Raw genomic sequence first — 26195 nt, 5'->3', positions numbered from 1 at the left:
CCTAGCACGACTCAGGCGATAAATAAAATTAAATCGGCAGACGATCGATATTAAAATAACCTTACAAATCAAATGGAGACCTCACTATGGCGGATGGATTAAACCGCGTTCACTTTAACCCCTCAACAGCACAACTTGTCGAATTTGCCCTGCTACGCGGCGAAGGTGAATTGACAGCCAATGGCGCATTAGTTGCTAAAACAGGCGCTCGCAGCGGTCGCTCACCTGGCGATCGTTTCATTGTTAGAGAACCCAGTTCAGAAGCTGATATCGAATGGGGCCCAGTCAATCAGGCTTTCGATCCAGGTGCTTTTGAAGGTTTATGGGCACGGGTTGAAGCTTACCTAGCCGATAAAGAACTGTTTGTATCTGATCTCGAAGTCGGTGCCGACACTGAACATTACCAACCAGTACGAGTCACCACGCAATACGCTTGGCACCAACTGTTCGCCCGCAATCTATTTATCATTCCTGAAGAATTTAATCGTAAAGACAAACCAGTGTGGCAGATCATCAATGCCCCTGACTTTGTTTGCGTACCAGAACGTGATGGCACTAACTCAGATGCGACCGTGATTTTAAACTTCGCTGAACGTAAAGTGCTGCTTGCCGGCCTGAAATACGCTGGCGAAATGAAAAAGTCTATGTTCTCAGTGCAGAACTTCCTACTGCCAGCCCAAGGCGTGCTACCTATGCACTGTTCGGCCAACGTGGGTAAAGATGGTGACACTACACTGTTTTTCGGTTTATCTGGCACAGGTAAAACCACACTCTCTGCCGATCCAAAACGCTTCCTGATTGGTGACGATGAACACGGCTGGGCACCTGGCGGCGTATTCAACATCGAAGGCGGTTGCTACGCCAAATGTATCGACTTAAGCCAAAAGAATGAGCCCGTGATTTGGGATGCGATTCGTTTCGGCACTGTGCTTGAAAACGTCGTTATGGACGAACACCGCGTACCTAACTACAAAGACAGCAGCCTAACGGAAAATACTCGCGCAGCCTATCCGCTGGAGCACATTGCCCAACGTAAAGAAGACAACTGCGGCGCTGAGCCACATGCGGTTGTATTCTTAACCTGCGACGTATCTGGCGTATTACCACCGGTTTCTATCCTGACCAAAGAACAAGCGGCATACCACTTCTTGTCTGGCTATACCGCCAAAGTAGGTTCAACTGAAATCGGCTCAACCTCAGCGATTCAATCCACCTTCTCAACGTGCTTCGGCGCACCTTTCTTCCCGCGCCCTGCTGGCGTGTACGCTGAACTGCTAATGAAGCGCATTGAGTCATTCGGCAGCCAAGTGTACTTAGTCAACACTGGTTGGACTGGTGGCCCACACGGTGTAGGTAAACGTTTTGACATCCCAACCACCCGCGCCATCGTCGATGCGATTGTCAGCGGTGAATTGAAAGATGTGGAAACCGTCCACTTAGACACCTTGAACCTCGCCGTTCCTGTGGCAGTCACAGGCGTAGACAGCAATTTACTCAATCCAATCAACACTTGGGGCGATAAAGCGCTATATGCCGAATACGCCCAGAAGCTGGCCGAAGCTTTCACTAAAAACTTCGCTAAGTATCAAGTGTCAGACGCTATCCGTAACGCTGGCCCAAAGGCATAAGCGCGTAGCGGCTCTATTCGGTACGATTATTGAGTCAAAAATATCGTTTCACAAAAAAGCGCGGGTTCAGTCATGAACCCGCGCTTTTTATTTGCGGCTAAATTGATTTAGTGATGATTAAATCCATCCACACTAAAGCCACTACGATAGATTTTTATGTGTTTTATTTCTTATCGATTAGTTAAACCAAGCTTAAATTAATGCTGCGTTTTTATAATCACCGATAACAATCATCATTTTTTAGGAAGCGGCACCCAAATGGAAAATCATAAACCTGTCACTAGATTCCAGCGATTTCTCAATGGCGTCGAAGTCGTCGGCAATAAACTGCCTGATCCAGCGGTATTATTTGCGATGTTTCTGGGCTTAGTCTGGCTGATCTCTTGGGGATTATCGGGTGTCAGTTTTGATGAAATCGACCCTCGTACTGGCAACCCCATTCAAGTCGTGAATATGCTCGAAGGCGGCGCACTGACTGCATTTACCTCGAACATAGTCTCCACCTTTGTGACTTTCCCGCCGCTCGGTGTCGTGCTGGTTGCTATGCTGGGGCTTGGCGTTGCTGAGCATACTGGCTTTATTAATGCTGGCCTGCGCTCGATTTTATCTGTTACCCCCAAGATGTTACTCACCCCGGTATTGATCGCCGTGGGTATTCTGAGCCATGTCGCGGTTGATGCGGGTTATGTACTCGTTATCCCACTCGGCGCGGTGATCTTCTATGCCGCGGGTCGTCATCCCTTAGCCGGTATTGCCGCCGCTTTCGCTGGCGTATCCGGCGGTTTTTCTGCAACCGTTGGCGTGCCATCCAGCCTTGATCCTATGTTAGCGGGCTTAACTCAGGCAGCGGCAAGATTATCAGCCGATCCCGCGGCCGCCACATTAACGATTAACCCACTGAATAACATCTTTTTTACTTCGGCTTCTGCCATTTTAATTATCTTAGTTGGCTGGTTCTTAACGGATAAAGTTATCGAGCCGCGCCTAAAAAACACTGCGGTGAATGGCGATCCCTGCACGCTCCCAACCCTAGATGAACTGCAACCCCATGAGCGCCGCGGACTCAAATTCGCCATGGCCGCCATGTTGTTGTGTGCATTAGGATTAGTATTAACCGCCTATGGTGAACATTCTGCTTGGCGTGCTACTGACGGCGCCTTAACCAGTGCTTCAGCGCCATTAATGCGCTCCATTGTGGCGATTATTTTTGTGTTCTTCCTCGTGCCCGGCATAGTCTATGGCTACGTCGCCGGCACGGCAAACAACCACAGAGCCATTATTCAGGGCATGAGTAAATCCATGAGTGGCATGGGTTATTACATCGTCATGGCCTTCTTCTGCGCCCAGTTTATTTATGCTTTTGGTCAATCCAATTTAGGCGCATTAATGGCAATTAAAGGCGCATTGGCGTTAAAGGAATTAGCCCTTCCTATGGGTGTGACACTGGTAGGCATTGTGTTTCTCACTGCGTTCGTCAATCTATTAGTGGGTTCCGCTTCAGCCAAATGGGCATTGATTGGTGCCATTATGGTGCCCATGTTAATGGAACTAGGTGTGTCACCGGATTTGACTCAAGCCGCTTACCGAGTGGGCGACTCATCCACTAATATCATCACCCCACTGATGCCTTACTTTCCGTTAATTGTGGTGTTTTGCCAAAAATACGTTAAGGAATCGGGCATAGGCACCTTAGTGGCGCTGATGTTGCCGTTTTCAATCAGTTTTCTTTTACTTTGGAGCGGTTTCTTACTGGCATATTGGGCATTAGGCCTGCCTCTAGGGATTGGCAGCTCGCTCTCCTTCCCTGCAATGCCTTAGGGCGTTCAAGAGGTATTCAGAGTGCTTGCGAAATTGAATTCATAATAAACAGGCGCTCAATACCTCAATAACCACTAAATGGTGCACAACTTATTACCTCGCCTTAAACACAAATGCCGACGTTAACCGTCGGTATTTTACCGCTAACAACACGTAATTTTATTTTATATAGAAACAACAAAATAAAAATAAACACTTAAATATCTATAAACGCATCTCGCTCATAGTAAAAGATAATAGCTTCAAGTAGTTCCTGTTCACTGGGCTGAGCTTTTTGCTGCATCAGGTTATCGATCACATCCTCAATCTGGTCAGTGTTTAGCAGATAACCATAGTCACTCCGGCCTAAGCTATCCTCAAAGGCATCGATTTCGTCATCCGATAGGTCTCTCATATCATTCACTATCGGGAATAATGGAGTGGTCAGTTGCAGGAATTCACTTTCATCAAGATCTTGATAAACCAGCCAATAACTTAATCCAGGTTGTTCGACGCACTTTCTTATCCAGCACTGTAACGATTCGGGCGGGCCGAAAAATGAGGTGATGTTCATAATGTCCTCGAAATGGAGTTGTCATAGGGAAAACTGAGTGAGTCACAGAGTTGAATGATCATGGAGGTTTTTTAGCTATTAACCACTCTCATGATTCATACAAGTAAAAGATGGGTGACCAACGACTCAAGCCGCCCAAAGAATACGAGAGGATATCTGCGCCCATCAAAGTAAAAATCACAATTCATCAATTCGGCAGTTAAAACCCCACAATAAAATAAGCTTTATTCATTTTTAAGTGCATAAATTTAAGCATTCCTCATTTAACGTTAACGTGATTTAGACTTTGGTTATTTTGAAACCAAGGTTGGTGATGTTTCACAATCCCCTGCTATGCAATTGTGGTACTTTACTCGGTCAAAAATGTCGGGCATTTGCCTTTAACATAGAGTGAACCTTTAGCCTAGAGTAAGCCTTAATCACTAAAGCTTGAGTCGTCTAGGTTCAAATCGTCTGTGCATGACACAAAATGCTGCGGCAACTGGGGAGTTTCGCAAGAATGAAGAGCAAGAGTTTATTAGGTAACATTGGTGTGCAAGTGGTTATTGCCATGATTATCGGTGCACTGGTGGGTTTTATGATGGGCGAGAGTGCAAGTGTGTTTGCACCACTCGGAACCATTTTCATCCATTTAATCAAAATGCTAGTGATACCACTGGTATTGGTTTCTATCATCAGCGGAGCAGCGAGCTTAGGCGATAGCCCATCGGCGGGTAAGATTGGCATTGGCACTTTCGGCTTTTTTATTGTCACGTCGGGCTTTGCCGTTGTGCTTGCACTCTTGATGGGTAATCTGTTCCAACCGGGTGCAGGCGTTGATTTTACCGCCCACAGCAGCACAGACTTGATGGAAGTAACCAAGGAACATGGCGCATTACCAGGGGTAATGGATACCTTTATCGGCATGATCCCAACCAATGTGTTCGAGTCGCTGAACGGCGGTAACATATTACAAATCTTAGTCTTTAGTATCTTCTTCGGCATCGCACTGACTAAAGTTAAAGGCGATGGCGCGAAACCTATTTTGGCCGCACTCAACACAGTCGTCGATGCCTTTGTGTGGATGATCAACTGCGTGATGATCATTGCCCCTATCGGTGTATTTGGTTTGATGGCCGATTCTGTCGGCACCTTCGGTTTCGATGCACTAGAAGTCGTGTTTAAGTTATTCGCCGTGTTTGTTGCTGCGATTCTGATCTACGGATTTATCTTCTTCCCATTAGTGGTACAACTCTTCTCAAGAGTGTCTGCGCGCCAGTTTATTTCGGCAATGAAGAAGCCGCAGGTAATGGCCTTATCGACTGCCTCGTCAATGGCGACTCTGCCAGTGAATATGGAAACCTGCGAGGAAGATCTTAAAGTCTCTAAGGCAACCACGGCTTTTGTACTGCCGTTAGGCGCCACCATTAATATGAGCGGCAACGCGATTTATTATGGTTTAGTGGCCATGTTCTTCGCCCAAATGTATAACGTTGATCTGTCGATGACAGCCTATGCGGCCATCATTTTCACCTCAACCTTAGGCGCAATTGGTCAAGCAGGTGTGCCGGGCCCATCCTTCTTAGTAGTGGCAGTGCTGTTAGCTGCGGGAATTCCTATCGATGGTTTACCTTTGCTGTTTGCGTTAGACAGGGTTTTTGACATGATCCGTACCGCACTCAATATCACAGGCGATGCGGCTTGTGCCTTGATTATGGATAAATACACAGAAGTTGACGTTAAAACGGATAGTGAGCGCAGCTTAAGCTAACTCAAACACTTTGAATATAGGCTTGAATAGGCAACGCTTATTCAAGCCTTTTTTATATCTGCAGCACGGTATAATGACCTGCCTCTACACGCATCAGTTAAGCCTATTTAATCTGAGTGTTAATGTGATCTCTCCCGCGCCATCCACTAAGCTCAATTTGCTAGATTTCGCAATTTACATTTCTTTATGGCGCTATGGCCGCAAGTGACACGGTTTTTCTGCGATACTGCCACTAGATTAACATCGCTAAGTTAGCTCAAAGGAATTTTGCCTTATGTCTGTATTTGCCCCAGCCACACCCTTTGCCGACTTTATCTATCGCCATTTCCGCTCAATTCACGCCCTAAAGCTCGGGCTAGCCTTACTCGTTGCTGTCACTATTAATGCCATTTGGGCGCCACCGCATTTTATTTGGAGCATGGTCACGATAGTGATCATTATGATGAGCTTACCTCAGGTAGGCGGCGCGATTGAAAAATCGCTACAAAGGGCGATAGGCACTTGTTTAGGCTCAGCTTATGGGGTGATGTTAGTTGCCACTGTGGACAGTTATTGGCTAATCATGAGCCTGCTGATCTTAGCCGTTAGCTTGATTTGTTTTATCTCGGCCGGACGTTACAGCTATGCCTATTTAGTGGCCGGATTTACCATCATAATCGTGGTCGGCGATGCCAACCATGACACCTCTGAGGCACTATGGCGCACGGCCAACATCCTCTCCGGCTGCGTGATTGCTATTTTGGTCTCACTGTTCATTTTTCCGATTAAAGCTAAACAAGATTGGCGATCCCAACTCACCCATGCCATCGACAATATGGCCGAAGTATTAGCCGAGCATCTTAAGGCGCCCGCCAATCATGAGATCGATTTTCGCGCTAGACTGGAGGCTGCGATGAAGGCCGTACTCACTCAAAAGAAACTGTTTTTCTCCTTGGAATGGGAAAGTCAAACCCTCAAAAAACACAAAGTCCTACTGTCGCAGTTAGCCAATAAACAAGTGCGCTTAATCACCTTACTTGAACTCTTACCCTTAACCCGCTGGCAGGAAGAAGACAAAGACGCCTATCTGCAGATTAATGCGGTTGCCTCTGAGCTTGCCTTCTATTTGCAACAACTTGCAGAATTTGTAGCGGGTAAAGCTCAACAATTACCGACACTACCAGAGTGCTTAGATCAAGAATTACAACACAGACTCCAGCTTGCCCTAATCGCAGCCACTCAAGCATCAACCGCTGATCCAGTGACAGCCGTAAACGACCAAGTGCCGCAGGGATTTGCGCTCACAGGTTATAGCTGGCTGATTTATCAACTCGCAATTGCTGTCGAAGCACTTTATAAAGACATTGCCATTATCGACATTGCCTATCACAAGCGGCCAGCTTCTCAGATAACGCCCAACAAAACGGCTTAGTCGATTTTACCATTCCGCTTAGTGCTTAAATCCATGTCAGAAATACCGGATAACCCTTAGCCGCCCTTGCGTTAACGGGGCGTTTAATGAAAAGATACCGTCCTAATAAAAATTCGATATATGGACTCTTTTCATGCGCTTGTTTTCTTTCTCCGTTATCGCCATTGCCTGTCTCTCTACGGGCAATCTGTCCTCAGGGAATGCTTTTGCCAATGATGCGAAAACCACAGCCCAAACAACTCCGGCAGCCACTATGGCGCAAGCCTCTACCACCGAAACATTGGCAGTTGGCTCCCCAGTAATCACAACGTCACAGGATGCAAGTCCAGCAGCGAATAGCCAAGCGACTGAAACTGCGACTAATGTACTGGCCGATACCACAGTTGCAGCGCCAGAAGCACAACCAGCGCCCATTCCTGAACGAGCCAACACCTTTGTCAACGATGCGATTTTACCGCCCAGCATCACTTGGCATGGCGCCAGCGAATCGCTCATGTTAAGTGTTGATAGCGAGTGGGCGACTCCCTTTGAGCAAAGTGGCGGTATTGAAAGTCCAAGCTACGATGCCACTATCGCTTGGCTCGATAAACTCGCGGGCGAGACAGATAAATTACAAAAGGTGAGTTTAGGTAAGAGCCCACAAGGGCGCGATATTTGGATGTATATCGCCAGCAGTGAAGGCATTAATGAATCGGCACGCCTCAAACAAAACACTAAACCGACAGTGCTAGTGCAGGCGGGAATTCATGCGGGAGAAATCGACGGTAAGGATGCCGGCATGATGCTGCTACGAGACATTATCCAAGGTGATAAAAGTGCCCTGCTCGATAAAGCCAACCTCTTGTTTGTGCCTATTTTTAGTGTTGATGCCCATGAGCGCAGCGGCGAATTTAATCGTGTAAATCAACGTGGCCCTGTGAATATGGGCTGGCGCACTACGGCTAATAATCTCAACCTTAACCGCGATTATGCTAAGGCTGACAGCTTAGAAATGCAGCACATGCTGCGCGCAATCAACGTATGGCAACCGGATCTGTATATCGATGTCCATGTTACTGACGGCATCGACTATCAATACGATGTTACCTTCGGTTATAACCTTGCCCAAGGCTTAAGCCCTGCGAGCTACCGCTGGCTCGAAAACAGCTACAGACCTGCGGTTGAAGCCGCATTAACGGAACAAGGCCATATTCCCGGCGCACTGATTTTTGCCGTGGATAACGCCGATATTAACAAAGGCATGTCGCTGTGGAATCCAAGCCCGCGCTTCTCTAACGGTTATGGCGATGCTCGCCATTTGCCCACCATTCTGGTTGAAAACCACAGCCTAAAGCCCTTTAAGCAAAGGGTGCTCGGCACTTATGTGATGTTAGCGCAAACCCTCAAAACCGTGGGTGAACAGGCGACGAAACTCAAGAGTGCGATTCAAGAAGATAAATACCGCGCCTCACCGCTAATCACCCTTACTTGGAAATTAGCACCATTAGAAAAAGGCTGGGATTTTAAAGGCATAGATTATCAACTTGAAAAGAGCCCCATCAGTGGCGCTGAAGTTGTGCGCTGGACAGGTGAACCTAAGCTTTACCCTAACTTGCCTGTGATGGCTGAAACAGTGCCCGACATTAAGGTCACTCGTCCGAGTGCTTACTATATTCCAGCGCAATGGACTCAAGTGATTGATCGTCTTAACGTGCATGGCATTCGCATGACCACGCTCAAAAAGCCAACCGAGTTGAAATTGCAGCAATATACCCTCAGCAATCCCGTGTTTAACACTAAGGATTTTGAGGGCCGCCAAACGGTCAAAGCTGAGTCAGAGTTAACCAAAGTCAGCACCACACTGCCCGCTGGCACCATTAAAATCAGTACAGATCAACCGCTAGGCGATCTGGCGATTTTACTGCTTGAGCCGCAATCACCAGATTCTTTACTGCAATGGGGTTTCTTCAATCCTATCTTCACTCGCACTGAATACATTGAAGATTATGCGGTAGAGCCACTGGCGGCCAAGATGCTAAAAGATGATCCTAAGCTACAAGCTGAGTTCGACAAAGCACTGACCAATGCCGAGTTTGCCGCCGATCCTGAGGCACGCCTACGCTGGTTCTATGAACGCAGCCCTTACTACGATAACCAATACCTTAAGTATCCGGTTTACCGTAGTCGCTGATCATCGCGATTACAAAAGGCTGTGATTACGCTGGCTTACGCGCACTGATGCTATACACCAAGGGCACCTTCTGCCCTTGGTGTGTTAACACATAACGACCATCTTCTTGCGCTTCGAGCCCTTCAAAGCAGTTATAGGGGCTGAAATCAAATTCGTGGAAAAACTCCAACACTAAGCCCGCCTGCAATAACGCATTGATCACTTCAGATAAACTGTGCGACCAGCACATTAAGGTTTGCTGATCATCACCGGTATTTTCGGTATATGTGCCTTCCTGCTCTATGTCTGGCTCACCCCGATTAAAATAGCTATAGCCATCGAATAGCTGCTGCGCAGGATGGAACTCGGCCATGTAAAACTGTCCGCCGGGTGTTAAACAGGCAGCCACTGTCTGCGCCCACAGAGTTAAATCCGGCAGCCACACAATGGCACCATAGGACGTAAACACAATATCGTGAGGCTCAACCTTGCTCGCCACACTGTAAACATCGCTACAGATAAACTCAGCGGACAACTGTGTCCGTTCTGCCAGCTTTTGCGCTTCAACAATCGCGACCTCTGACAAATCGACGCCAGTGACTCTCGATCCCATTCGCGCCCACGACAAGGTGTCTAAGCCGAAATGACATTGCAGATGCAGCAAACTTTTACCTGCAACCTCGAGTTCACCTAGCTCAATTTCCCGCAGCGAAGTCTTACCACTAAGAAAGCCCGCCACATCATAAAAATCAGAAGTTAAATGTACCCGAGTGCGCGCATCCCAAGCCGTTTTGTTTGTTGTTAAATAATCCATCAGCATCCCTTCTTGTCTTTTTTGTATTTTTGATTCCGCGTGACTTACGGAGCTTAAACTAACTTAATAAATGAGCAATTTCACTAATCTATGAGTAAATCACCCATGTAGCGGACATGTCCGCACAGTGAACCTCGGACACTTTCAGCTTAACTAATTGATTATAAATGAAACTTAAAATTGGCATGGGCTGTGCAATGTCTTATTCATCGCAAGACGACTCAGCACTCACCCAAAAAATCGAGTGCCAGATAAACAAGGAAGCTAACATGTCACTACGCCCATTTATATTCACCCTCGCTTTTATAGTGTTTTTTACTGCTGGAGTATCGCTCACTGGCTGCATTCTTAATGTGAACGCTGCAGGCATGCCAGACTTAGACCACCAGCAACGCGAACTCACACTCGATAGCCAAGACTTACAAGGCCTGATTGCAGAAACTGGCGCAGGCAGTCTCGAAATTATCGGTGTCGAAGGCCTAGCCCAAATTAAACTCATCGCCGACATCTATAGCAATAAGGACGGCAACGATGACAGCAAAGTCATTCTCACCCTTGAGAAAAAAGCCAATAAAGCCAAGCTCAAGGCCAACTTTGAGCAAGCAGATTCTAATAATAACTCGCCCTATATAGACCTAAAACTCCAAGTCCCTGCGCTCTTTACACTGGATATCGATGACAGTTCAGGGGCTATTTTGATCAACAAGATGACGTCGGACATGAACGTCAAAGACGGTTCGGGTGAGCTCACTATCAACGGTGGTAACAATATCAACATAGAGGATGGCTCAGGTGATATTGAAATCAGCCAAATCAACGGCAGCCTAACCATTGAAGATGGCTCTGGTGCCATCAAGGTGACCGATATTCGCGGCAATATCGCAATTGATGACGGCTCGGGCAACATCGAGGTCGCCAATGTGCAAAGTGCTGTGACCATCACAGACGGCTCAGGCAACATTAATGTCTTTAACACTAAGGGATTAACGATTCTTGCGGCAGGTTCTGGCGATGTGACATTTAACAAAATCGACGGCCCAGTGAGCATGCAATAACGCGCCGTTTTACCACTCTACTCCCGAAGGTTTTACCCTCTTCCCGGCGTAGAGGCTGATGTTGCAACGGTTCCCAGCCAAGATGTCAGTCTTCTACCCACCCTTTTAAGCTTTGCCCGACTTATGCATTTATGCCACTAACCCCTTGTAGTGGCATTTTTTTATACCGAAATTAAGCTTGAGTTTGCAGAAATGACGTTGATTTTATTCAGACCGTTACACTTTAACCTAGTGGATTTGCTAAGATTGTCAGCCTTCCCACTTCAATAGTCGAAAAGTCACACTGTATTGCCAGTAAGGTCGAGCATATGGATCAGTTTTCGGAATACCAAAAAGAAATTGAATCGCTTTCCCTATCGGATAACCCTAGGCAGATAATGGAAGGACTAGGGGATATTTGTTTTGATGGCGAATCTTTTTATCGCAACGGCAATAAAGCCCTAGCCAAACACATTTTCAAGTATATTTACGCCTTAGATGCACACTCAGACTATTTCTCACACGCCAGAACTGTCGCAAAAGCCTTTCTTATAACCTTGGGAGAAATTCCCCTATCTCCCTAGAAGAGGTTATTTTGCAGATAAATCATGGGCATGCCTCATTAGCCGCACATCAATTAAATCTGCTGATTGCAAAGCGTCTTTTTAGGGAATTTAGTCACCATCAAGACGCTATCCACATCACTATGCAATATCTCACCAAAGCCGAGGCACTTACCCCTCTGAGCAAGAGTGACCTTCGCTTTAAAGCTTTAGTCAGCTCAAATAAGAGTGAGTAAAGGGATAGCGTGACAGAATAAATCATCAGAATTTAGAGCCGTTTCTCAAAAGAAATGCAAAAATATACCGGAAGAGATCAACGTTCTGAATTCGACAACCCAATTTTAATTAAGTGATAATATGGACATTTCATCTTTTAAGAAATATATAAAGTTAGCACCAGAAAATGTTTCAGAATGGCAGAGGTGGGAAAATTCATTACCTACCTTCGATTCTATATTACCAATATTGGATTATGTATATAACGCTGAGTGGCAGCGAGATGATTGGAAAGCCATAATGGCATTCATTCGGAAAGGTTATGTTGAGCAAAATGAATCATCTGAATTGGTTGACGGGATTAAGCATGTAAATATATTCAACTCCAAAGTTATTAATCTAAAAGTTGATGTCGCAATTTCATTAAACTGCTCCATTGTTCGTTCATTAGAGTCAATTAATTTATGCTCAGACTCAGTTGAATCATTAAGTGTGTCCCATGCAAGCAAACTCTCTGAAATTACCGGAAACACCCAGAATTTAAGTTACTTATCTTTAAATAAATGTCAAAAGTTAGATTTTGGTTCTATCATTTCAACGCTGGACAGCGTAAAAATGTTAGACCTCAGTGGAAACCCACAGTTGTCCAGTATTGACGAATTGCGTGGAAATAAAAATATTTTTGCGTTGTATCTTGTTGAAACAAATGTAATTAAGACTAAAGAGACAGTAGAAATATTGGCTTCGATACCAAACTTGAAAAAACTTTGGATTAAAGCAAACAAAAAGGAGTTGGAACTTTTAAGAGAAGCCCTACCAGGGATTGTAAATTAAGCATAGAAAAAGGCCGGACATGTAGTTCGAGAGCGCGAAAAGATCTGTGTAAGTGGCATTCTTAGCCTGTTGAATGGAGTTCAGAATACCAATAGCAGACAAACTTATCGCTCAGCAGAAGAAAAATCGACGCTCCCCAATGCAGACCAGTCTTTGGTGGCAAAAAAGTCTTAAACACTTGATTTATTATGGAAGTTAATCGTTAAGCTATTAAGCACTGTCATTCTAGTGACTCGCCGCCCTTTCGTTTAACAAGAAGTGTCCCTATAGGCTCAACGGCGGCATCTGCTGCATACAGAAGTGCAAATACCGCGATCACATGGATGTGAAAGAGCGGACATGCCGCCAACGGTTACTTCCATGACAGTGCTTAATCTCATTAACCTTTGAGTATACCTGTGGCCAAATTGAACAATGAATGCCTTGATAAACTTCACATATAATGTTGCATTCAAGTATGAGCAACATTGCCACTAGCCCCCAACCTTGAACTAAAAATACCAAGCTTTAGGAATCACTCTTAAATGCTTTATTATCTTAATGACTTTCGACCAAACCTCTCATAATCATGGACAATAGCTTCAAACAGTTTTGAACCTACCACTTTATCCACATTATCAATCACATAATTTTCAATCTTTGCAAGCTGTTCTTCTGGGATTTGCTCGTATAGTTCAGATATTTTATTTGCAGCATCCCTGATATAACCATCAAAACCGTCAGGAAAGACGTACTGTCTTGGGGATATTGTTCCACCGCTAATAGCCACACGGCTAGATCGCATTTGTTTCGATTGCTTTGACTTAATTACACCTATAACAATAAACGAAGGTAACTTCGTATAAATGTACGTGCCTTGTGAGTTACCCACAATATCCATGGCAATAGCACGAAGGAAATACCGATTGATGTTTGTTGGAAGATTATCGAAATTTGTTGACTCAATAACATCAAGAGGAAATATGTGTTGCTCAAATTCGTATAAGTTTGAAGATTTACCAAGTAAGAAGTTGGCTAACCCTCTTCAGCTTTTTCCAACATTTCTAGGTATTCTTGCGGTTTAGTTTCATGACTATTTTTGCTGCGAACATAAGTAAGTGTTCGCCAAGACAAAGAGGCTGCAAATTTTGACAACCAATTTCCATACACTGCTACTAAACTCGAGTTTTTCATATAAGGGTGGAATATTTTAACCGAAAAAGTTCTTTCCCATGTTGAAAATAAATCTTCGCAATCTCCACATAAACAATATTCTTTGGCTATATCTTGCTGTCGTTTACTTACTTGATTTCCATCTCTTAAATAACCCGTAATTGAAGTCTTCTTAAGCCACTTTCCTATAAATTTTGGAATAAAATGACTCAACTCAAGCTTCGCTTCTTGATTACATAATTTGCAAACGCCATGCATATAAAAAAGACCTCCATTAAGATAACCTTTGAATAGTGTGCATGCTCGCTTACCTCATTAGAGCAGAGAAAGCGTGCATCGTTAACTATTTGTATCAAAATAAATTAATCAGATTTCTATCACTTTCCTTACACAACAATCTATCAGACAGAATATCCCATGTGCGAGTTACAAACCTATCATATATTGCAATAGGATCATGCCAACTAAGATAGATAGTTCTGTCTGACATTAGGCTTAAGAGAATGCTCTAGGTAACAGGATACTATGCAGTTAGCCAGATTAAGCACTGACATGGAAGTGACCGTTGACGGAATGGATGCCGTCGTCGAGCCTATAGGGATATATCTACGGCGAGTCACTGGAATGACAGTGCTTAATCATTACTAGTCACAGAACAAGTATGATGCAGTGTTAACGATCTACTAATCCACGCTCTGACTCAATCAACGTCAGCTTTTGAGCGCGACTCAGCTTTTTAACTGCAATCTCACGGCGCAGTGCATCGCCGTGACTGCCAACCTGCTCTTGATACATCAGCGTTAATGGACCTTTACCGCGCAGATACTTAGCGGATTTGATGCCACCCGACTGATGCTCGCTAAAGCGTCGCGCTACGTCGGTGGTGACGCCTGTGTATAAATGCCCGTTGGCGCAGCGAACTAGATACAAATACCAGAGGGGTGCTGATTTTATGGGTGTAGGCTTCGATGGTGCAGGATTTAATGGTACGGGATTCAGCGAAGCTTCTGTAACAACATTTTTGGTTGCGACAGCGCTAGTCACTGGGACAAGTGTGTCTGCCACCAGTGACTCATGTTGCTGCACAGCTTCTATGTCCGTATTGCCTAGGCTGACGGCTGATTCAGTCACTTGCGAATAACCTACTTCGCCATACCTAATAGACTCAAGAAGAACGCATATTCTTGGGCAGTGTCTTGGTACTGGCGATAACGACCACTCTTACCGCCGTGGCCAGCTTCCATATCCACATTGAATAACAACACCTTATCATCCATCTTGTACCACTTATTCTGTACATCGCGCAGTTTAGCGACCCACTTGGCGGGTTCAAAATACTGCACTTGGGAATCATGCAAACCAGTCGTCACTAACATGTGTGGGTATTCTTGCTCGGTGACATTGTCGTAGGGCGAGTAACTCAACATGTAATCAAAGTAAGTTTTCTCGTTCGGATTGCCCCACTCGTCGTACTCATTGGTCGTCAACGGAATCGACTCGTCCAGCATTGTCGTCACCACATCAACAAAAGGTACATGGGCTGCAAGGGCGAAATACTTGTCCGGCGCTTGGTTAGCAATCGCGCCCATTAGCAAACCACCCGCGCTGCCGCCAGAGGCAACTACCTTGTTTTTGTCGCCATAACCTTGCGCCGTTAATGCCGTTGTTACGTCAATAAAATCATTGAAGGTATTCTTCTTATTCAACAACTTACCATTGTCATACCAAGGGCGACCTAGCATTTCTGAGCCTCGCACATGGGCAATGGCATACACAAAACCGCGGTCAAGCAAACTAATAACAGATGAAGAAAAATCGGGTTCTACTGTGTAACCGTAAGATCCATAACCGTATTGATACAGAGGGTTAGTGCCATCTTTCTTGAATTTATCTTTGCGATATACCAAAGAGACGGGCACTTTCGCACCATCGCGGGCCGTCACAAATATCCGTTCGGCACGATACTGGCTGGCATCAAAGCCGCCTAAGACTTGATCTTGTTTTAATAAATCACGTCTATCGGGATTCACCAGCGAATATTCGTATACGGCTTCTGGCGTCGTTAGGCTGGAGTAGAAAATGCGTAACTTATTGCTGTCTTGCTGGGAATTAATCTCTAAACCCATCACATAGGCAGGTTCATCAAAGCTCAACTCGAAGGGCTTTTGACCATTGAGCGGCATCACTTTAATCCGCGTCAGGCCGTTTTCACGGGTCTGAATAATCAGATAATCCTTGAGCACTAACTCGTCTTCGATACGGGCATTGGGATTATGCGCAACCACTTCTTGCCACTTAGATTTGTCCGCCGCATCTTTGATGGCAACTTTCATCAAACGGAAGTTAGTCGCCTGCCAGTTGGTGAGAATGTAATAAGTATCACCCAGCTTAGACACACTGTATTCGTGGCCTTCTTCCCGCGCTAATACTGGCTTGAATAAACCTAAAGGCTCGCTGGTATCGAGAATAGACACTTCACTCGTCGTGGTGCTTTCTTGGAACAACACAATTTGCGACTCATCTAAGGTTTTGCCGAGCGAGATATAAAATGAATCGTCTTGTTCTTCATACACTAAGACATCGCTCGATTGCTTAGTGCCCAGCTCGTGGCGATACACTTGATAGCCCAGCAAGGTTTTTAGATCTTTGGCGATATAGAACACATGCTTGTTGTCGTTCGCCCACACTACGCGACCTTCGGTATTTTCAAGTACATCGGTGATCATGTCGCCCGAAGCCAAGTCTTTAAAATAGATGTGATATACACGGCGGCTGAGGACGTCTTCACCAAAGGCCAACATGGTTTCATCTGGGCTGACACTGGCGCCGCCTAAACCATAAAACTCATGGCCCTTAGCTCGCTCGTTAACATCGAGCATCACTTGCTCAACACCATCGGCGCCCTTACGGCTGATCAGCGGATATTCGCTGCCCTCTTGGTATCTGTGATAATAGCTGTGCTGATGCCATTGGTACGGCACGCTCGACTCATCGGCGACTAAACGCTCGGTTAACTCTTTATAAAGACCATCTTGCAGCGGCTTTAATGGTTTGAAATAAGCCGCGGTATAGCGATTCTCAACGTTGAGATAGGCCAACACTTTAGGATCTTTGCGCTCATCATCACGCAGCCAATAGTAATCATCGGTACGCGTTACGCCATGTAAAGTCATCACATGGGGAATTTTTTCAGCAACCGGGGCGGGTACTTGCCCTTTGGAGGTCGAACAAGCGGATAACAGCATAGCAATACCTAAAGTGAGTAGCAGAGAGCGCATTTATACGTCCTTGTGACGTCCATAACGACCGTCGAAGAATGCGACGGCAAGTCAATTAGCTTATGTGTTCAGTATGATAGTGGTCAGGTGTGCACTAGCGCAAACATTGAACGCGAGAAGTTGCCATTCGCGGTAAATAAGAGCAACATAACCGCGTTTTTGAGCGCAAATGGCTCAAAAGCAAATTCTCAGGGCGGGGTGAAACTCCCCACCGGCGGTAAATGGGTAACGACTAAGTGATTATTTTGCTGAGCGACACCCAAAGCCCGCGAGCGCCCGAAATCAATTTCGGGGTCAGCAGATCTGGTGCCTTAGATTTTGCCTAGTGCAAAACTGACTATTCCAGAGCCGACGGTAATGGACTGTTTGCTTTAATGGCGACAGTGCTGAGTCCGGATGGAAGAGAATGTAAGACAACACCTTGCGGTATTTAAGTGCAACGCACTTATGTATTGCAGTGTTAGCCTCATGTTTTGCAATAACTTCACCCCAAGTGAAGTGATATTGCTACAGCAAAATCGAGCCTTTTGGCTTGATTACGTTGTATTTCTGCACGCCCTGATTCTGGATATTCCAATGTCGTTTATTTAAGGATATTAACCATGAATCAGTCTTTACTTGCTCCTTTTGGTACTGCTATCGAACGCGTTGAAGCGGGTCTTAATGCCCTGCGTCAAGGCCAAGGTGTGTTAGTTGTCGATGACGAAGATAGAGAAAACGAAGGCGATTTAATTTTCGCTGCCGAGACGCTGACTAACGCGCAAATGGCCATGCTCATCCGTGAATGTAGCGGTATTGTTTGCCTGTGTTTACCCGATGCAAAAGTCAAAGCCCTCGAGTTGCCCCCTATGGTGGAAAACAACTCGAGCCAATACGGCACTGCGTTTACTGTGAGTATTGAAGCTAAAGTTGGTGTGACTACAGGGGTTTCTGCCGCTGACCGCGTGACCACCATTAAAGCGGCGATTGCCGATGGCGCTAAGCCAAGTGATCTCGCTCGTCCTGGCCATGTGTATCCACTTCGCGCCCAACCGGGTGGGGTATTGACCCGCCGTGGTCACACTGAAGGCACTATTGATTTAATGCAACTCGCGGGTTTAAAAGCCGCTGGCGTATTGTGTGAAGTCACTAACACCGATGGCACTATGGCGCGTTTACCCGAAATTATTGCCTTCGGTGCTCAGCACAATATACCCGTGTTGACGATTGAAGATATTGTCGTTTATCGCAAATCATTGCTGGCCAATGTCGGCTAGATAACACGCCAATCGCCTGAACCTAGGGCATTGATTTAAATAGAAGGACGTTTAGCTGCGGCAAACGTCCTTTTTATTTAAATAGATTTACCGTTAACAATCGCGTTCAACCTAATGCACTAAAAAAACCGATAAAAGGTAAAGTTAAACAAGTCATTCTTTCGAATGATGAAATACTGATTCACATCACAGACAAGACAAATGCTTGTTTGATAGGTGCAAAATAGGTTAATAAAAATAGTCTCTTAGCATGATATATAACAATTTGCTTAATTTCGTGACCTAGATTAGATATCCATAAACTAAAGGTCGCGGTGGCTGGCCGCCTATGTTAAATATCCTCACCCTGTGCCTAGTCCTATTTGTAACTCGGATTCAACGTTATTACGTTGAATTTTCTTTTTCTGCCTAGGTGAACGAGTGGAGTGATCTTTAATGCCGTCAGCGCTACACCATCTCAGTTTGAAGCAAAAGCTCATTCTGTTTTCGTTAGTCCCATTATTAATGATGAGCTTTTTCATTCTGACGCGCATGCATGACTTGATAAAGGAATCACACTCGGCCAAGCACAATCATCTTGCGGTACAAACGACGGTACAAATCACTGAGCTACTCTATCAGTTGCAAAACGAATATGGTCTAAGTACAAATCAGCGACCAACCGATGAAGTGCTATTACAGCAACAAGCGACTAGATCAAAAGCACTCGATGCATTACTGAACAGTGAGCCTTTAGAGCATCTTCTGGAGGCGCTCGACCCTAAAAGTATTGAAGCAAACAAAATGAACGCATTGTTGGATGCACTCAAACTCACAGGCAACAAACTCGCTAACGTTCACCAAAACCACACCGACGAAACACTGAGTCAGTTTACGGAACTCTATAATCAATTCCACACTCAGCTTTTGCAGCTCATTCAGCTATTACAGTTACAAACCAACGAAATCAGTCAGTCCCGTGCCTATACCGATCTATTGAACCTACTTATGGTGCAGGAGTTGGCCGTAAAAGAACGAAGTGCCATCAATCAATTACTGCTCAGCAAATCACTCAATATTAATGATTACCGCACCATAATCTCCTTTATGTATGAATATGAGCGAGCCGTGATACACGCGAGTAATGCATCAATTTCCGATAGAAGGTCCTTACTGCAAAACCTACAAGATTCGCCAGAAAATCAACGCATTCTGCAAATCAGCAAGCAAATTGAACAACAAACTCGCATTAGCGCTCTGGCACAAAATATTAATGCCTACTTAGGTTACGGTGGCTTAATGGGCAGTTTTCAGGACTATTTGCTTAAGGGCGATGAGATTTCACTGCAAAAATTTAATGCAGCACTTGCGACGATTCATCTTAATTTGGATGAACTCAGTCACGAGACTCGTTCTCTGCCCGAATTTAAGGCGGCACTGAAAACCATTGAGGACAGCATAAATCAATACCAATTCAGCATGGTCAAGTTGCAGCAACTGCAGCAGCAAGGTTTGCCGATGACAGAGATCAAAGCCATTGCGCAAGTCCCAGCCAGTGAGGACAAATTAAGCCAAGCGATGAGCCAACTTTTAATGCCGCCACATCCAATTGATAGCCAGGAGTGGTGGGATCTCACCACTCAGCGTATCAATCAACTACATTTGCTGGCGCAAAATATCACCAAGAACATGGCGCAGCAGAGCGAATATCAACAAAACCACACCTTAATCTTACTCGGCTTATACTTATTCTCGGCTTTGTTCACCGCGACCATCACACTTTGGCTTGGACAAAAGATCATCCGCAATTTTATGGATAAGATCACTAAGATTGCCAATGACATGCAGCAAATGGCAGCAGATCCACAGCTCAATATTAATATCCAAGTCTCAGGCACAGATGAACTCGCCCGCATGGCCCGTGCCATGAACCGTATGATTAGCGAACGGCAAAAAGCGAACCATGCCCTAAGCCGCGCTGCAGCTGTGTTTGACTATTCTGCCGAAGGCATAGTGGTGACAGATGCCGACAACCATATTGAACTGGTCAACCCCGCGTTTTGCCACATTACGGGCTATTCATTGGAAGAAGTAAAAGGCCGCAGTCCCTCCCTACTCAGCTCTAGCCGTCATCCTAAGCACTTTTACACCGCCATGTGGGAATCACTACAAAAAGAAGGGAAATGGGAGGGTGAAGTTTGGAATAAACGCAAAGATGGCCAAGTATATCCCGAGTATCTAGCGATCACTGTGGTGCGAAATGAGCAAGGTAAAATAATCCAACATATTGGTTTATTTATGGATATCAGTAAGCGTAAGCAATATGAGCAGGATCTTTGGTATCAGGCCAACTTCGATGGGTTAACTGGGCTGCCTAATCGTAAGCTGTTCAATGAACGACTACAGCACGAAATCCATGTGGCGCAGCATGACTCTCGCAAGCTGGCTATCTTGCTGATTGATTTAGATCAATTCAAATATATCAATGATGTACAAGGACATGCCACTGGCGACTTATTACTTAAAGATGTCGCAAAGCGCTTAGAAGGCATTGCGGGGAAAACCGATTTTATCGCACGTATCGGTGGCGACGAGTTTGTACTTATCTTGCCACGACTGACTAACGAACTCGCCATCGAACACATGGCAACCCGAATCATTGAAACCTTAGGTATGCCGTTTAACTTAAATGACCGCGAGATCCAGATTTCGGCCAGCTTTGGTATTGGCGTCTATCCCGAAGATGGGTTAGATACCGGCTCACTCACCCGCAATACCGAAACCGCCATGTATCAAGCCAAAGACGCAGGGCGGAACAATTTTAAATACTTCACCGCGGGTATGAATCAAGCCATGTTCGCCCGGATGGAGTTAGAACAACGTCTACGCCGTGCCGTGGCACAAAATGAATTTGCCCTGCATTATCAACCTATCGTGGATATGCAAACGGGAAGTGTCTGCAGCGTCGAAGCCCTTATCCGCTGGCAAGATCCCGAGCTTGGGTTGATCCCGCCGGATCAATTTATCCCATTAGCCGAAGAAACCGGACTGATAGAGCCTATGGGCGAATGGGTGCTCAACCAAGCCATGCATGATCTGAGGCAATGGCAGAAAAGTGGCTTAAATATTAATGTCGCGATTAATGTTTCCAGCCGCCAATGTATCAATACACGCGGCATGGGGTTCGACCAAGTGTTGCAAGAGTGCTTCAACCGCCACCACGTCAACCCACGAAATGTGCATATTGAGATCACTGAAAGCATGCTGATGGGCGATGCCAGCCATTGCTTGAGCACGCTCGAGTCTATTCGTCATTTAGGCTCGCAAATCTATATCGATGACTTTGGCACGGGTTATTCTTCCCTGAGTTATCTAAAAAAATTCCCGATTTCAGTGATTAAAATCGACCGCAGCTTTGTGGAAAATGCCCTCGAAAATAACTCGAACGCCAACTTAGTCAAAGCGATTGTCATGATGGGGCAAAGCCTAGAAATGGAGTTAGTTGCTGAAGGCATAGAAACCGAAGCACAGTGGCACTTCCTACGAGATTTAGGTTGTCACTTCGCTCAAGGGTATTTGATCTCCAAACCGCTCCCCTTCAACGAGATCACTCCCTTGCTACGCATCAAGCACACAGCGCTGTTGAATGATGGCTATCAAGATAAATGCGTGAATATCTAAGCTTATAAAAAATAAAACAATAAAGAGCAAAAAAGCAGCCTAGGCTGCTTTTTTGTGGCAAATAAAACGGACTTAAGCCTGTGGTTGGCCTTGGCCGTTCATTATGCTTTCGCCACCCTTAGAGGCTAGCTTAGCTAAATCTTTATCGATAAAGAACAGTGCCTTACCATCTTCGCCCACTAAACGTATCTTATCGACAATCGACTTAAACAGCTTTTCTTCTTCGTGCTGCTCAGCGACATACCATTGTAAGAAGTTAAAGGTTGAGTAATCTTGATTCGAAAATGCGGCATGGGCCAAGGCATTGATCTGACGGGTAATCAGCTGCTCATGCTCATAGGTTAATTCAAACAACGCCAGTAAAGAATCGAACTGTGACTGCGGCGCCGCAATCGCACCTAACAAAGGTAAGCCACCGGTTTCACTCACATACGTGAACAGACGACGCATATGGCCCATTTCTTCATCCGCGTGCTCACGCATAAACTTAGCTGCGCCTTCAAATCCCTGATCTTCACACCACGCACTCATTTGCAGGTATAAATTTGAGGAGAAGAACTCCATATTAATTTGTTCATTCAACTTTTCGATCATAGTTGCAGACAGCATAGTAAATCCTCTTTTGCATTCGAACTGAATCATGGGGGACATTGTCATCAAGGGGGTCGACAAAAGCAACAAAATTTACCTTTGGATTTCTTGCTAAGTTAATGATTCATTGATAAAAATGATTTTCATTTGTTCATCGACTCGCGTTCAACCCTCGAATTAGCGCAGTAAATTGTGTGACTTCTAGCGAGGTTATCGCCCAAAGTGGCAGAAAAAACTGACTGGCCTATCACAGAAACTCACATGCAAATCATAGCCATCCCAGATCACCGTGGCATAATAGCCAGTCATAATCAGGTGGAAATTCATTCAGCGTCATTACGACCCATTGCATATAAGGCAGACCCTAATGTCCGTAACAGCCGATCCTTGTTCGCAACCTAGCTTAATGCATCCAGATCAAGCTATTCCCCTTTTGCTCGAGCAAGTTAGCCCAGTGTCAGACACCGAAGTCGTATTGCTTCCCCATGCCCTTGGCCGCGTCCTAGCAGAAGATTTAGCTTCCTGCATCGACCTGCCGCCCTTTAACAACTCCTCTATGGACGGCTACGCCTTCCGTTTTGTCGACTTAAATACGCAAACCAATCAGACCGCATTGCGCCTTATCGGCAGTTCCTTCGCTGGCCATGGTTTTAAAGGTGAAGCCAAACCTAATACCTGCGTGCGGATCATGACAGGCGCGCCTGTGCCTACAGGTTATGACACAGTGCAAATGCAGGAAGAAGCCGAGGTTGAAGGTGAGATTATTCATATCCGCCATCCTAGGGCGCAAGGCGCCAATGTGCGTTGCCGCGGTGAAGAACTCACCCAAGGCACTAAAGTGCTCAGTGCTGGCATTCAAATTGGTGCCGCCGAACTCGGGGTGTTGGCCACGATTGGTGTTAGCCAAGTGCGAGTTTATCGTCAGCTTAAAGTGGCCTTTTTCTCCACAGGCGATGAACTGCGTCCCGTTGGCAGCGAATTAGCCCTAGGACAAATTTACGATTCAAACCGTTACTCGATCCAAGGCTTACTCAGCCGCGCTAATGTGGAATGGCTCGATTTAGGCGTAATAGCCGATGATCCTGAAGCCATACGTCAGGCATTTCGCAATGCCGCTAGCCAAGCCGACATGGTATTAACCTCGGGTGGCGTGTCGGTCGGTGAAGCAGATTTCACTAAACAAATTCTTGATGAGGAAGGCAAAATTACCTTCTGGAAACTCGCCATCAAACCAGGCAAGCCCTTTGCCATGGGCCGTATCGGCAAAGCGATATTCTGTGGTTTACCGGGGAATCCCGTGTCTTCTATGGTGACGTTTTACAAACTCGTTTGGCCAATACTGAACAAGATGCAGGGGTTAACCCCAGTTGCACCTTTGATGTTAGACGCTACGCTCACCACGCCCGTGCGTAAACAACCAGGCCGCGTCGAATATCAACGGGGCGTTTTAAGCCGTAATGCACAAGGTAAACTTGAAGTTGCCATTACCGGTAGCCAAGGTTCAGGCATGTTGACTTCGATGAGCTTAGCAAACTGTTTCGTTTTATTGGAGCAATTCCAAGGTGATACTCCCGCTGGCGCCCAAGTGACGGTCGAGCCATTTAACAGCGTGCTTTGCTAGGAAAATCCCAATGAATGTGCCAGAAGATATTCTCAGCGACAGCGAACTCTTAAGATACAGCCGCCAAATATCCATCAAGGCTATGGATATCGACGGTCAAGAACACCTAAAACAAGCCAAAGTGCTGATGATAGGCGCTGGCGGTTTGGGCTGTGCTGCTAGCCAGTACCTGACAGTTGCGGGTATTGGTGAACTGACACTGGTCGATTTTGATACAGTTGAATTATCCAACTTGCAGCGCCAAGTGCTTCATCAAGATGCCAATGTCGGCCAGCCTAAAGTCGAATCGGCTAAACAGAGCCTCATGCAGCTCAATCCCTTTATTAAGATCAATATTATCAATGCTGTATTAGATGATCATGAGATTGATGCCCTTGTCGCCGATCACAATCTAGTGCTCGACTGTACCGATAATGTCAGTGTGCGCGAGCAACTTAATCTCAGCTGTTTTAAGCATAAAGTGCCCTTAGTGTCTGCCGCGGCAATTCGGATGGAAGGCATGGTCACTGTGTTCGATTATCACAGCGAAACGCCTTGTTATCATTGCTTTAGCGCCCTATTTGGCGAGCAACAACTGAGCTGCGTTGAATCGGGCATCCTAGCCCCTGTGGTCGGTATGATAGGTTGTTTGCAGGCGGTTGAAGCCATCAAAGTGATTACTGGCATGGGTAAAACCTTAGCGGGACGCATTTTGATGATCGATGCAATGACGATGGAGTTTCGCGAGATGAAGTTACCGAAACAAGTCCGCTGCAGTGTTTGTGGTACTAAAGAGGCTTAGGTTGTTCTCGCTTGAAAAACGGCTTTATTTACACTAGCTTAATTGCCACCGCTTAATTTGCCGTCATATAGCTCAACACTGATGACGCTTAATGGCCCGTTAAAATAAGGAAATCACAAGGAAAACATATGGATTCGGAAAACAGTGTATTTGACCGCATGACCACAGACGACCCCATAGTTGGCGCAGGTATTTACAACCTCGTTATCGGCCTCACGCTGATTTGGGGTTTTGCCGTTAACTATTGGATGGTCACCAATATCGACCCAGAGGCGATTGCCAGTGTTAATCCTTGGATTTTCTTTATCGGCTATTTCGCCTCCTGTTTTTTTGGGATTTATCTGTTCCAAAAATCGACTAACCCCGTTGTCAGTTTTATTGGCTACAACTTTGTGGTCGTGCCCTTCGGCTTAATTATCAATATGGTGGTTAGTCAATACGATCCCGAATTGGTGACTGAAGCCATTCGTATCACAGGGCTAGTGACCATAGCCATGATGTGTTTAGGCACACTCTTCCCCGCCTTTTTCCAAAAAATTTCCGGCGCACTCACGATTGCTTTATTGCTCGTTATCGTCGTCGAACTGATTGAAGTGTTTATCTTTAATACTCACCACGGCATTTTAGATTGGATAGTCGTGCTGATTTTCTGCGGTTATATTGGTTATGACTGGGGACGGGCGAATCAAATCCCTAAAACCATAGATAATGCCATCGATAGCGCCGCCGCTTTGTATATGGATATCATCAACTTGTTCCTACGGATCCTGCGGATTTTAGGGCGAAAATAACTCACCAAGGAGTGTCTATGAAAATCAAATTCCTACTTGTTACTGCTCCACTTCTGGCGAGTGTGGTATTAGTCGGATGCAGTGATACTGAACAAGTAAAAATAGCCAATCCCGCCTCTGAGTATTGTGTCTCCATTGGTGGCAAATTAACAATTGAGAAAACCGCTGAAGGTGAACATGGGATCTGCACCTTACCCAGCGGTGAAGCAATTGAAGAGTGGGCGTTATTCCGTCGCGATCATAAGGAAGAAAAGCCGCAGTAACAGTGGCTATTTTTACCTTTAATAAAAACAGG

General features: G+C 45.6%; 23 protein-coding genes and 1 riboswitch. Of the genes, 16 read left to right on the top strand and 7 right to left on the bottom strand.

Translation table 11 applies throughout. The features are described 5' to 3' along the window. Nucleotides 1–86: 86 nt before the first annotated feature. Together HUB64_RS10980 and HUB64_RS10975 are read left to right on the top strand one after the other, a co-directional pair. Nucleotides 87–1628, top strand: coding sequence for a phosphoenolpyruvate carboxykinase (locus tag HUB64_RS10980; protein WP_173497001.1), 1542 nt, complete (start codon nt 87–89; stop codon nt 1626–1628). 258 nt (nt 1629–1886) lie between these two features. Next, complete coding sequence (locus HUB64_RS10975) at nt 1887–3446, top strand: AbgT family transporter (protein WP_173497000.1); 1560 nt, start codon at nt 1887–1889, stop codon at nt 3444–3446. A gap of 196 nt (nt 3447–3642) precedes the next feature. Here HUB64_RS10975 and HUB64_RS10970 read toward each other — a convergent pair whose 3' ends face one another. Continuing rightward, nucleotides 3643–3999: a hypothetical protein gene (locus HUB64_RS10970; RefSeq protein WP_173496999.1), complete on the bottom strand. Its 357-nt coding sequence runs from the start codon at nt 3997–3999 to the stop codon at nt 3643–3645. Between the two features lie 499 nt (nt 4000–4498). Between HUB64_RS10970 and HUB64_RS10965 the strand changes: the two genes are divergently transcribed. The 3 genes from HUB64_RS10965 (at nt 4499) to HUB64_RS10955 (ending at nt 9330) form a co-directional block, all read left to right on the top strand. Beyond that, entirely contained in the window at nt 4499–5749 is a 1251-nt protein-coding gene (locus HUB64_RS10965) for a dicarboxylate/amino acid:cation symporter (protein ID WP_173496998.1), read from the top strand. Nucleotides 5750–6023: 274 nt separating this feature from the next. Further along, on the top strand, nt 6024–7160 hold the full coding sequence (locus tag HUB64_RS10960; RefSeq protein WP_173496997.1) for an FUSC family protein: 1137 nt from the start codon (nt 6024–6026) through the stop codon (nt 7158–7160). Nucleotides 7161–7293: 133 nt separating this feature from the next. Further along, nucleotides 7294–9330 (top strand): M14 family metallopeptidase, encoded by a 2037-nt coding sequence (locus HUB64_RS10955; protein WP_173496996.1) that lies wholly within the window; start codon nt 7294–7296, stop codon nt 9328–9330. Nucleotides 9331–9355: 25 nt separating this feature from the next. Here HUB64_RS10955 and HUB64_RS10950 read toward each other — a convergent pair whose 3' ends face one another. Beyond that, nucleotides 9356–10123 (bottom strand): bifunctional 2-polyprenyl-6-hydroxyphenol methylase/3-demethylubiquinol 3-O-methyltransferase UbiG, encoded by a 768-nt coding sequence (locus HUB64_RS10950; RefSeq protein WP_173496995.1) that lies wholly within the window; start codon nt 10121–10123, stop codon nt 9356–9358. A gap of 269 nt (nt 10124–10392) precedes the next feature. On the opposite strand from HUB64_RS10950, the gene HUB64_RS10945 reads away from it, so the two are divergent. The 4 genes from HUB64_RS10945 to HUB64_RS10935 all read left to right on the top strand — a co-directional run bounded on the left by HUB64_RS10945 (nt 10393) and on the right by HUB64_RS10935 (nt 12770). Continuing rightward, entirely contained in the window at nt 10393–11178 is a 786-nt protein-coding gene (locus HUB64_RS10945) for a hypothetical protein (protein WP_173496994.1), read from the top strand. Between the two features lie 308 nt (nt 11179–11486). Then, a complete protein-coding gene (locus HUB64_RS23180) occupies nt 11487–11741 on the top strand; it encodes a hypothetical protein (protein ID WP_254451411.1) in 255 nt (84 codons plus the stop codon). An 11-nt stretch (nt 11742–11752) separates the two neighbouring features. Beyond that, complete coding sequence (locus tag HUB64_RS23175; RefSeq protein ID WP_254451410.1) at nt 11753–11956, top strand: hypothetical protein; 204 nt, start codon at nt 11753–11755, stop codon at nt 11954–11956. 121 nt (nt 11957–12077) lie between these two features. Continuing rightward, on the top strand, nt 12078–12770 hold the full coding sequence (locus HUB64_RS10935) for a hypothetical protein (RefSeq protein ID WP_105250981.1): 693 nt from the start codon (nt 12078–12080) through the stop codon (nt 12768–12770). A gap of 532 nt (nt 12771–13302) precedes the next feature. Here the strand turns inward: HUB64_RS10935 and HUB64_RS23170 are convergent. Together HUB64_RS23170 and HUB64_RS23165 are read right to left on the bottom strand one after the other, a co-directional pair. Further along, a complete protein-coding gene (locus tag HUB64_RS23170; RefSeq protein ID WP_254451409.1) occupies nt 13303–13650 on the bottom strand; it encodes a hypothetical protein in 348 nt (115 codons plus the stop codon). Between the two features lie 134 nt (nt 13651–13784). Then, on the bottom strand, nt 13785–14180 hold the full coding sequence (locus HUB64_RS23165; protein WP_254451408.1) for a hypothetical protein: 396 nt from the start codon (nt 14178–14180) through the stop codon (nt 13785–13787). Between the two features lie 267 nt (nt 14181–14447). Here HUB64_RS23165 and HUB64_RS23310 point away from each other — a divergent pair, with 267 nt between their 5' ends. Beyond that, the gene (locus tag HUB64_RS23310; RefSeq protein ID WP_263187938.1) at nt 14448–14570 is read left to right on the top strand and encodes a hypothetical protein; all 123 of its coding nucleotides are present in this window, start codon (nt 14448–14450) and stop codon (nt 14568–14570) included. A gap of 24 nt (nt 14571–14594) precedes the next feature. Here the strand turns inward: HUB64_RS23310 and HUB64_RS10925 are convergent, their stop codons facing one another. Together HUB64_RS10925 and HUB64_RS10920 are read right to left on the bottom strand one after the other, a co-directional pair. Further along, the gene (locus HUB64_RS10925) at nt 14595–15053 is read right to left on the bottom strand and encodes a GIY-YIG nuclease family protein (RefSeq protein WP_173496993.1); all 459 of its coding nucleotides are present in this window, start codon (nt 15051–15053) and stop codon (nt 14595–14597) included. 11 nt (nt 15054–15064) lie between these two features. Further along, nucleotides 15065–17200 carry a S9 family peptidase gene (locus HUB64_RS10920; RefSeq protein ID WP_173496992.1) on the bottom strand — a complete coding sequence of 712 codons (2136 nt, stop codon included), beginning with the start codon at nt 17198–17200 and terminating at the stop codon, nt 15065–15067. A 180-nt stretch (nt 17201–17380) separates the two neighbouring features. After that, a riboswitch (FMN riboswitch) is annotated at nt 17381–17612 on the top strand. Nucleotides 17613–17802: 190 nt separating this feature from the next. Here HUB64_RS10920 and ribB point away from each other — a divergent pair. Then, nucleotides 17803–18456: a 3,4-dihydroxy-2-butanone-4-phosphate synthase gene (gene ribB, locus HUB64_RS10915; protein ID WP_105250977.1), complete on the top strand. Its 654-nt coding sequence runs from the start codon at nt 17803–17805 to the stop codon at nt 18454–18456. A 435-nt stretch (nt 18457–18891) separates the two neighbouring features. Then, complete coding sequence (locus HUB64_RS10910; protein ID WP_173242550.1) at nt 18892–22116, top strand: EAL domain-containing protein; 3225 nt, start codon at nt 18892–18894, stop codon at nt 22114–22116. A 72-nt stretch (nt 22117–22188) separates the two neighbouring features. Here HUB64_RS10910 and ftnA read toward each other — a convergent pair whose 3' ends face one another. Then, nucleotides 22189–22725, bottom strand: coding sequence for a non-heme ferritin (ftnA, locus tag HUB64_RS10905; protein WP_105250975.1), 537 nt, complete (start codon nt 22723–22725; stop codon nt 22189–22191). Nucleotides 22726–23074: 349 nt separating this feature from the next. Here ftnA and glp point away from each other — a divergent pair, with 349 nt between their 5' ends. The 4 genes from glp to HUB64_RS10885 all read left to right on the top strand — a co-directional run bounded on the left by glp (nt 23075) and on the right by HUB64_RS10885 (nt 26163). Next, nucleotides 23075–24328, top strand: coding sequence for a gephyrin-like molybdotransferase Glp (gene glp / locus HUB64_RS10900; protein WP_173496991.1), 1254 nt, complete (start codon nt 23075–23077; stop codon nt 24326–24328). A 10-nt stretch (nt 24329–24338) separates the two neighbouring features. Then, nucleotides 24339–25109, top strand: coding sequence for a molybdopterin-synthase adenylyltransferase MoeB (gene moeB, locus HUB64_RS10895; protein WP_173496990.1), 771 nt, complete (start codon nt 24339–24341; stop codon nt 25107–25109). A 128-nt stretch (nt 25110–25237) separates the two neighbouring features. Further along, complete coding sequence (locus tag HUB64_RS10890; protein WP_168826929.1) at nt 25238–25900, top strand: Bax inhibitor-1 family protein; 663 nt, start codon at nt 25238–25240, stop codon at nt 25898–25900. A gap of 17 nt (nt 25901–25917) precedes the next feature. Next, nucleotides 25918–26163, top strand: a complete 246-nt coding sequence (locus tag HUB64_RS10885; RefSeq protein WP_131525670.1) for a DUF333 domain-containing protein — start codon at nt 25918–25920, stop codon at nt 26161–26163. Nucleotides 26164–26195 lie beyond the last annotated feature (32 nt).

The organism is Shewanella sp. ISTPL2, from assembly GCF_013283205.1.
Lineage (GTDB): Bacteria > Pseudomonadota > Gammaproteobacteria > Enterobacterales > Shewanellaceae > Shewanella > Shewanella oncorhynchi.
This window is presented reverse-complemented; position numbering and strand designations above follow the sequence as displayed.

What these genes read in the sequence shown, in the direction of transcription:
- glp (WP_173496991.1), top strand. Translation starts at nt 23,075, where the DNA reads ATGTCCGTAACAGCCGATCCTTGTTCGCAACCTAGCTTAATGCATCCA.
- HUB64_RS23170 (WP_254451409.1), bottom strand. Translation starts at nt 13,650, where the DNA reads ATGGATATTGTGGGTAACTCACAAGGCACGTACATTTATACGAAGTTA.
- HUB64_RS10960 (WP_173496997.1), top strand. Translation starts at nt 6,024, where the DNA reads ATGTCTGTATTTGCCCCAGCCACACCCTTTGCCGACTTTATCTATCGC.
- HUB64_RS10955 (WP_173496996.1), top strand. Translation starts at nt 7,294, where the DNA reads ATGCGCTTGTTTTCTTTCTCCGTTATCGCCATTGCCTGTCTCTCTACG.
- HUB64_RS10890 (WP_168826929.1), top strand. Translation starts at nt 25,238, where the DNA reads ATGGATTCGGAAAACAGTGTATTTGACCGCATGACCACAGACGACCCC.
- HUB64_RS10965 (WP_173496998.1), top strand. Translation starts at nt 4,499, where the DNA reads ATGAAGAGCAAGAGTTTATTAGGTAACATTGGTGTGCAAGTGGTTATT.
- HUB64_RS10970 (WP_173496999.1), bottom strand. Translation starts at nt 3,999, where the DNA reads ATGAACATCACCTCATTTTTCGGCCCGCCCGAATCGTTACAGTGCTGG.
- HUB64_RS10980 (WP_173497001.1), top strand. Translation starts at nt 87, where the DNA reads ATGGCGGATGGATTAAACCGCGTTCACTTTAACCCCTCAACAGCACAA.
- ftnA (WP_105250975.1), bottom strand. Translation starts at nt 22,725, where the DNA reads ATGCTGTCTGCAACTATGATCGAAAAGTTGAATGAACAAATTAATATG.
- HUB64_RS23180 (WP_254451411.1), top strand. Translation starts at nt 11,487, where the DNA reads ATGGATCAGTTTTCGGAATACCAAAAAGAAATTGAATCGCTTTCCCTA.
- HUB64_RS10910 (WP_173242550.1), top strand. Translation starts at nt 18,892, where the DNA reads ATGCCGTCAGCGCTACACCATCTCAGTTTGAAGCAAAAGCTCATTCTG.
- HUB64_RS10975 (WP_173497000.1), top strand. Translation starts at nt 1,887, where the DNA reads ATGGAAAATCATAAACCTGTCACTAGATTCCAGCGATTTCTCAATGGC.
- ribB (WP_105250977.1), top strand. Translation starts at nt 17,803, where the DNA reads ATGAATCAGTCTTTACTTGCTCCTTTTGGTACTGCTATCGAACGCGTT.
- HUB64_RS23310 (WP_263187938.1), top strand. Translation starts at nt 14,448, where the DNA reads ATGCAGTTAGCCAGATTAAGCACTGACATGGAAGTGACCGTTGACGGA.
- HUB64_RS10920 (WP_173496992.1), bottom strand. Translation starts at nt 17,200, where the DNA reads ATGCGCTCTCTGCTACTCACTTTAGGTATTGCTATGCTGTTATCCGCT.
- HUB64_RS23165 (WP_254451408.1), bottom strand. Translation starts at nt 14,180, where the DNA reads ATGCATGGCGTTTGCAAATTATGTAATCAAGAAGCGAAGCTTGAGTTG.
- HUB64_RS10950 (WP_173496995.1), bottom strand. Translation starts at nt 10,123, where the DNA reads ATGGATTATTTAACAACAAACAAAACGGCTTGGGATGCGCGCACTCGG.
- HUB64_RS10945 (WP_173496994.1), top strand. Translation starts at nt 10,393, where the DNA reads ATGTCACTACGCCCATTTATATTCACCCTCGCTTTTATAGTGTTTTTT.
- HUB64_RS10935 (WP_105250981.1), top strand. Translation starts at nt 12,078, where the DNA reads ATGGACATTTCATCTTTTAAGAAATATATAAAGTTAGCACCAGAAAAT.
- HUB64_RS10885 (WP_131525670.1), top strand. Translation starts at nt 25,918, where the DNA reads ATGAAAATCAAATTCCTACTTGTTACTGCTCCACTTCTGGCGAGTGTG.
- moeB (WP_173496990.1), top strand. Translation starts at nt 24,339, where the DNA reads ATGAATGTGCCAGAAGATATTCTCAGCGACAGCGAACTCTTAAGATAC.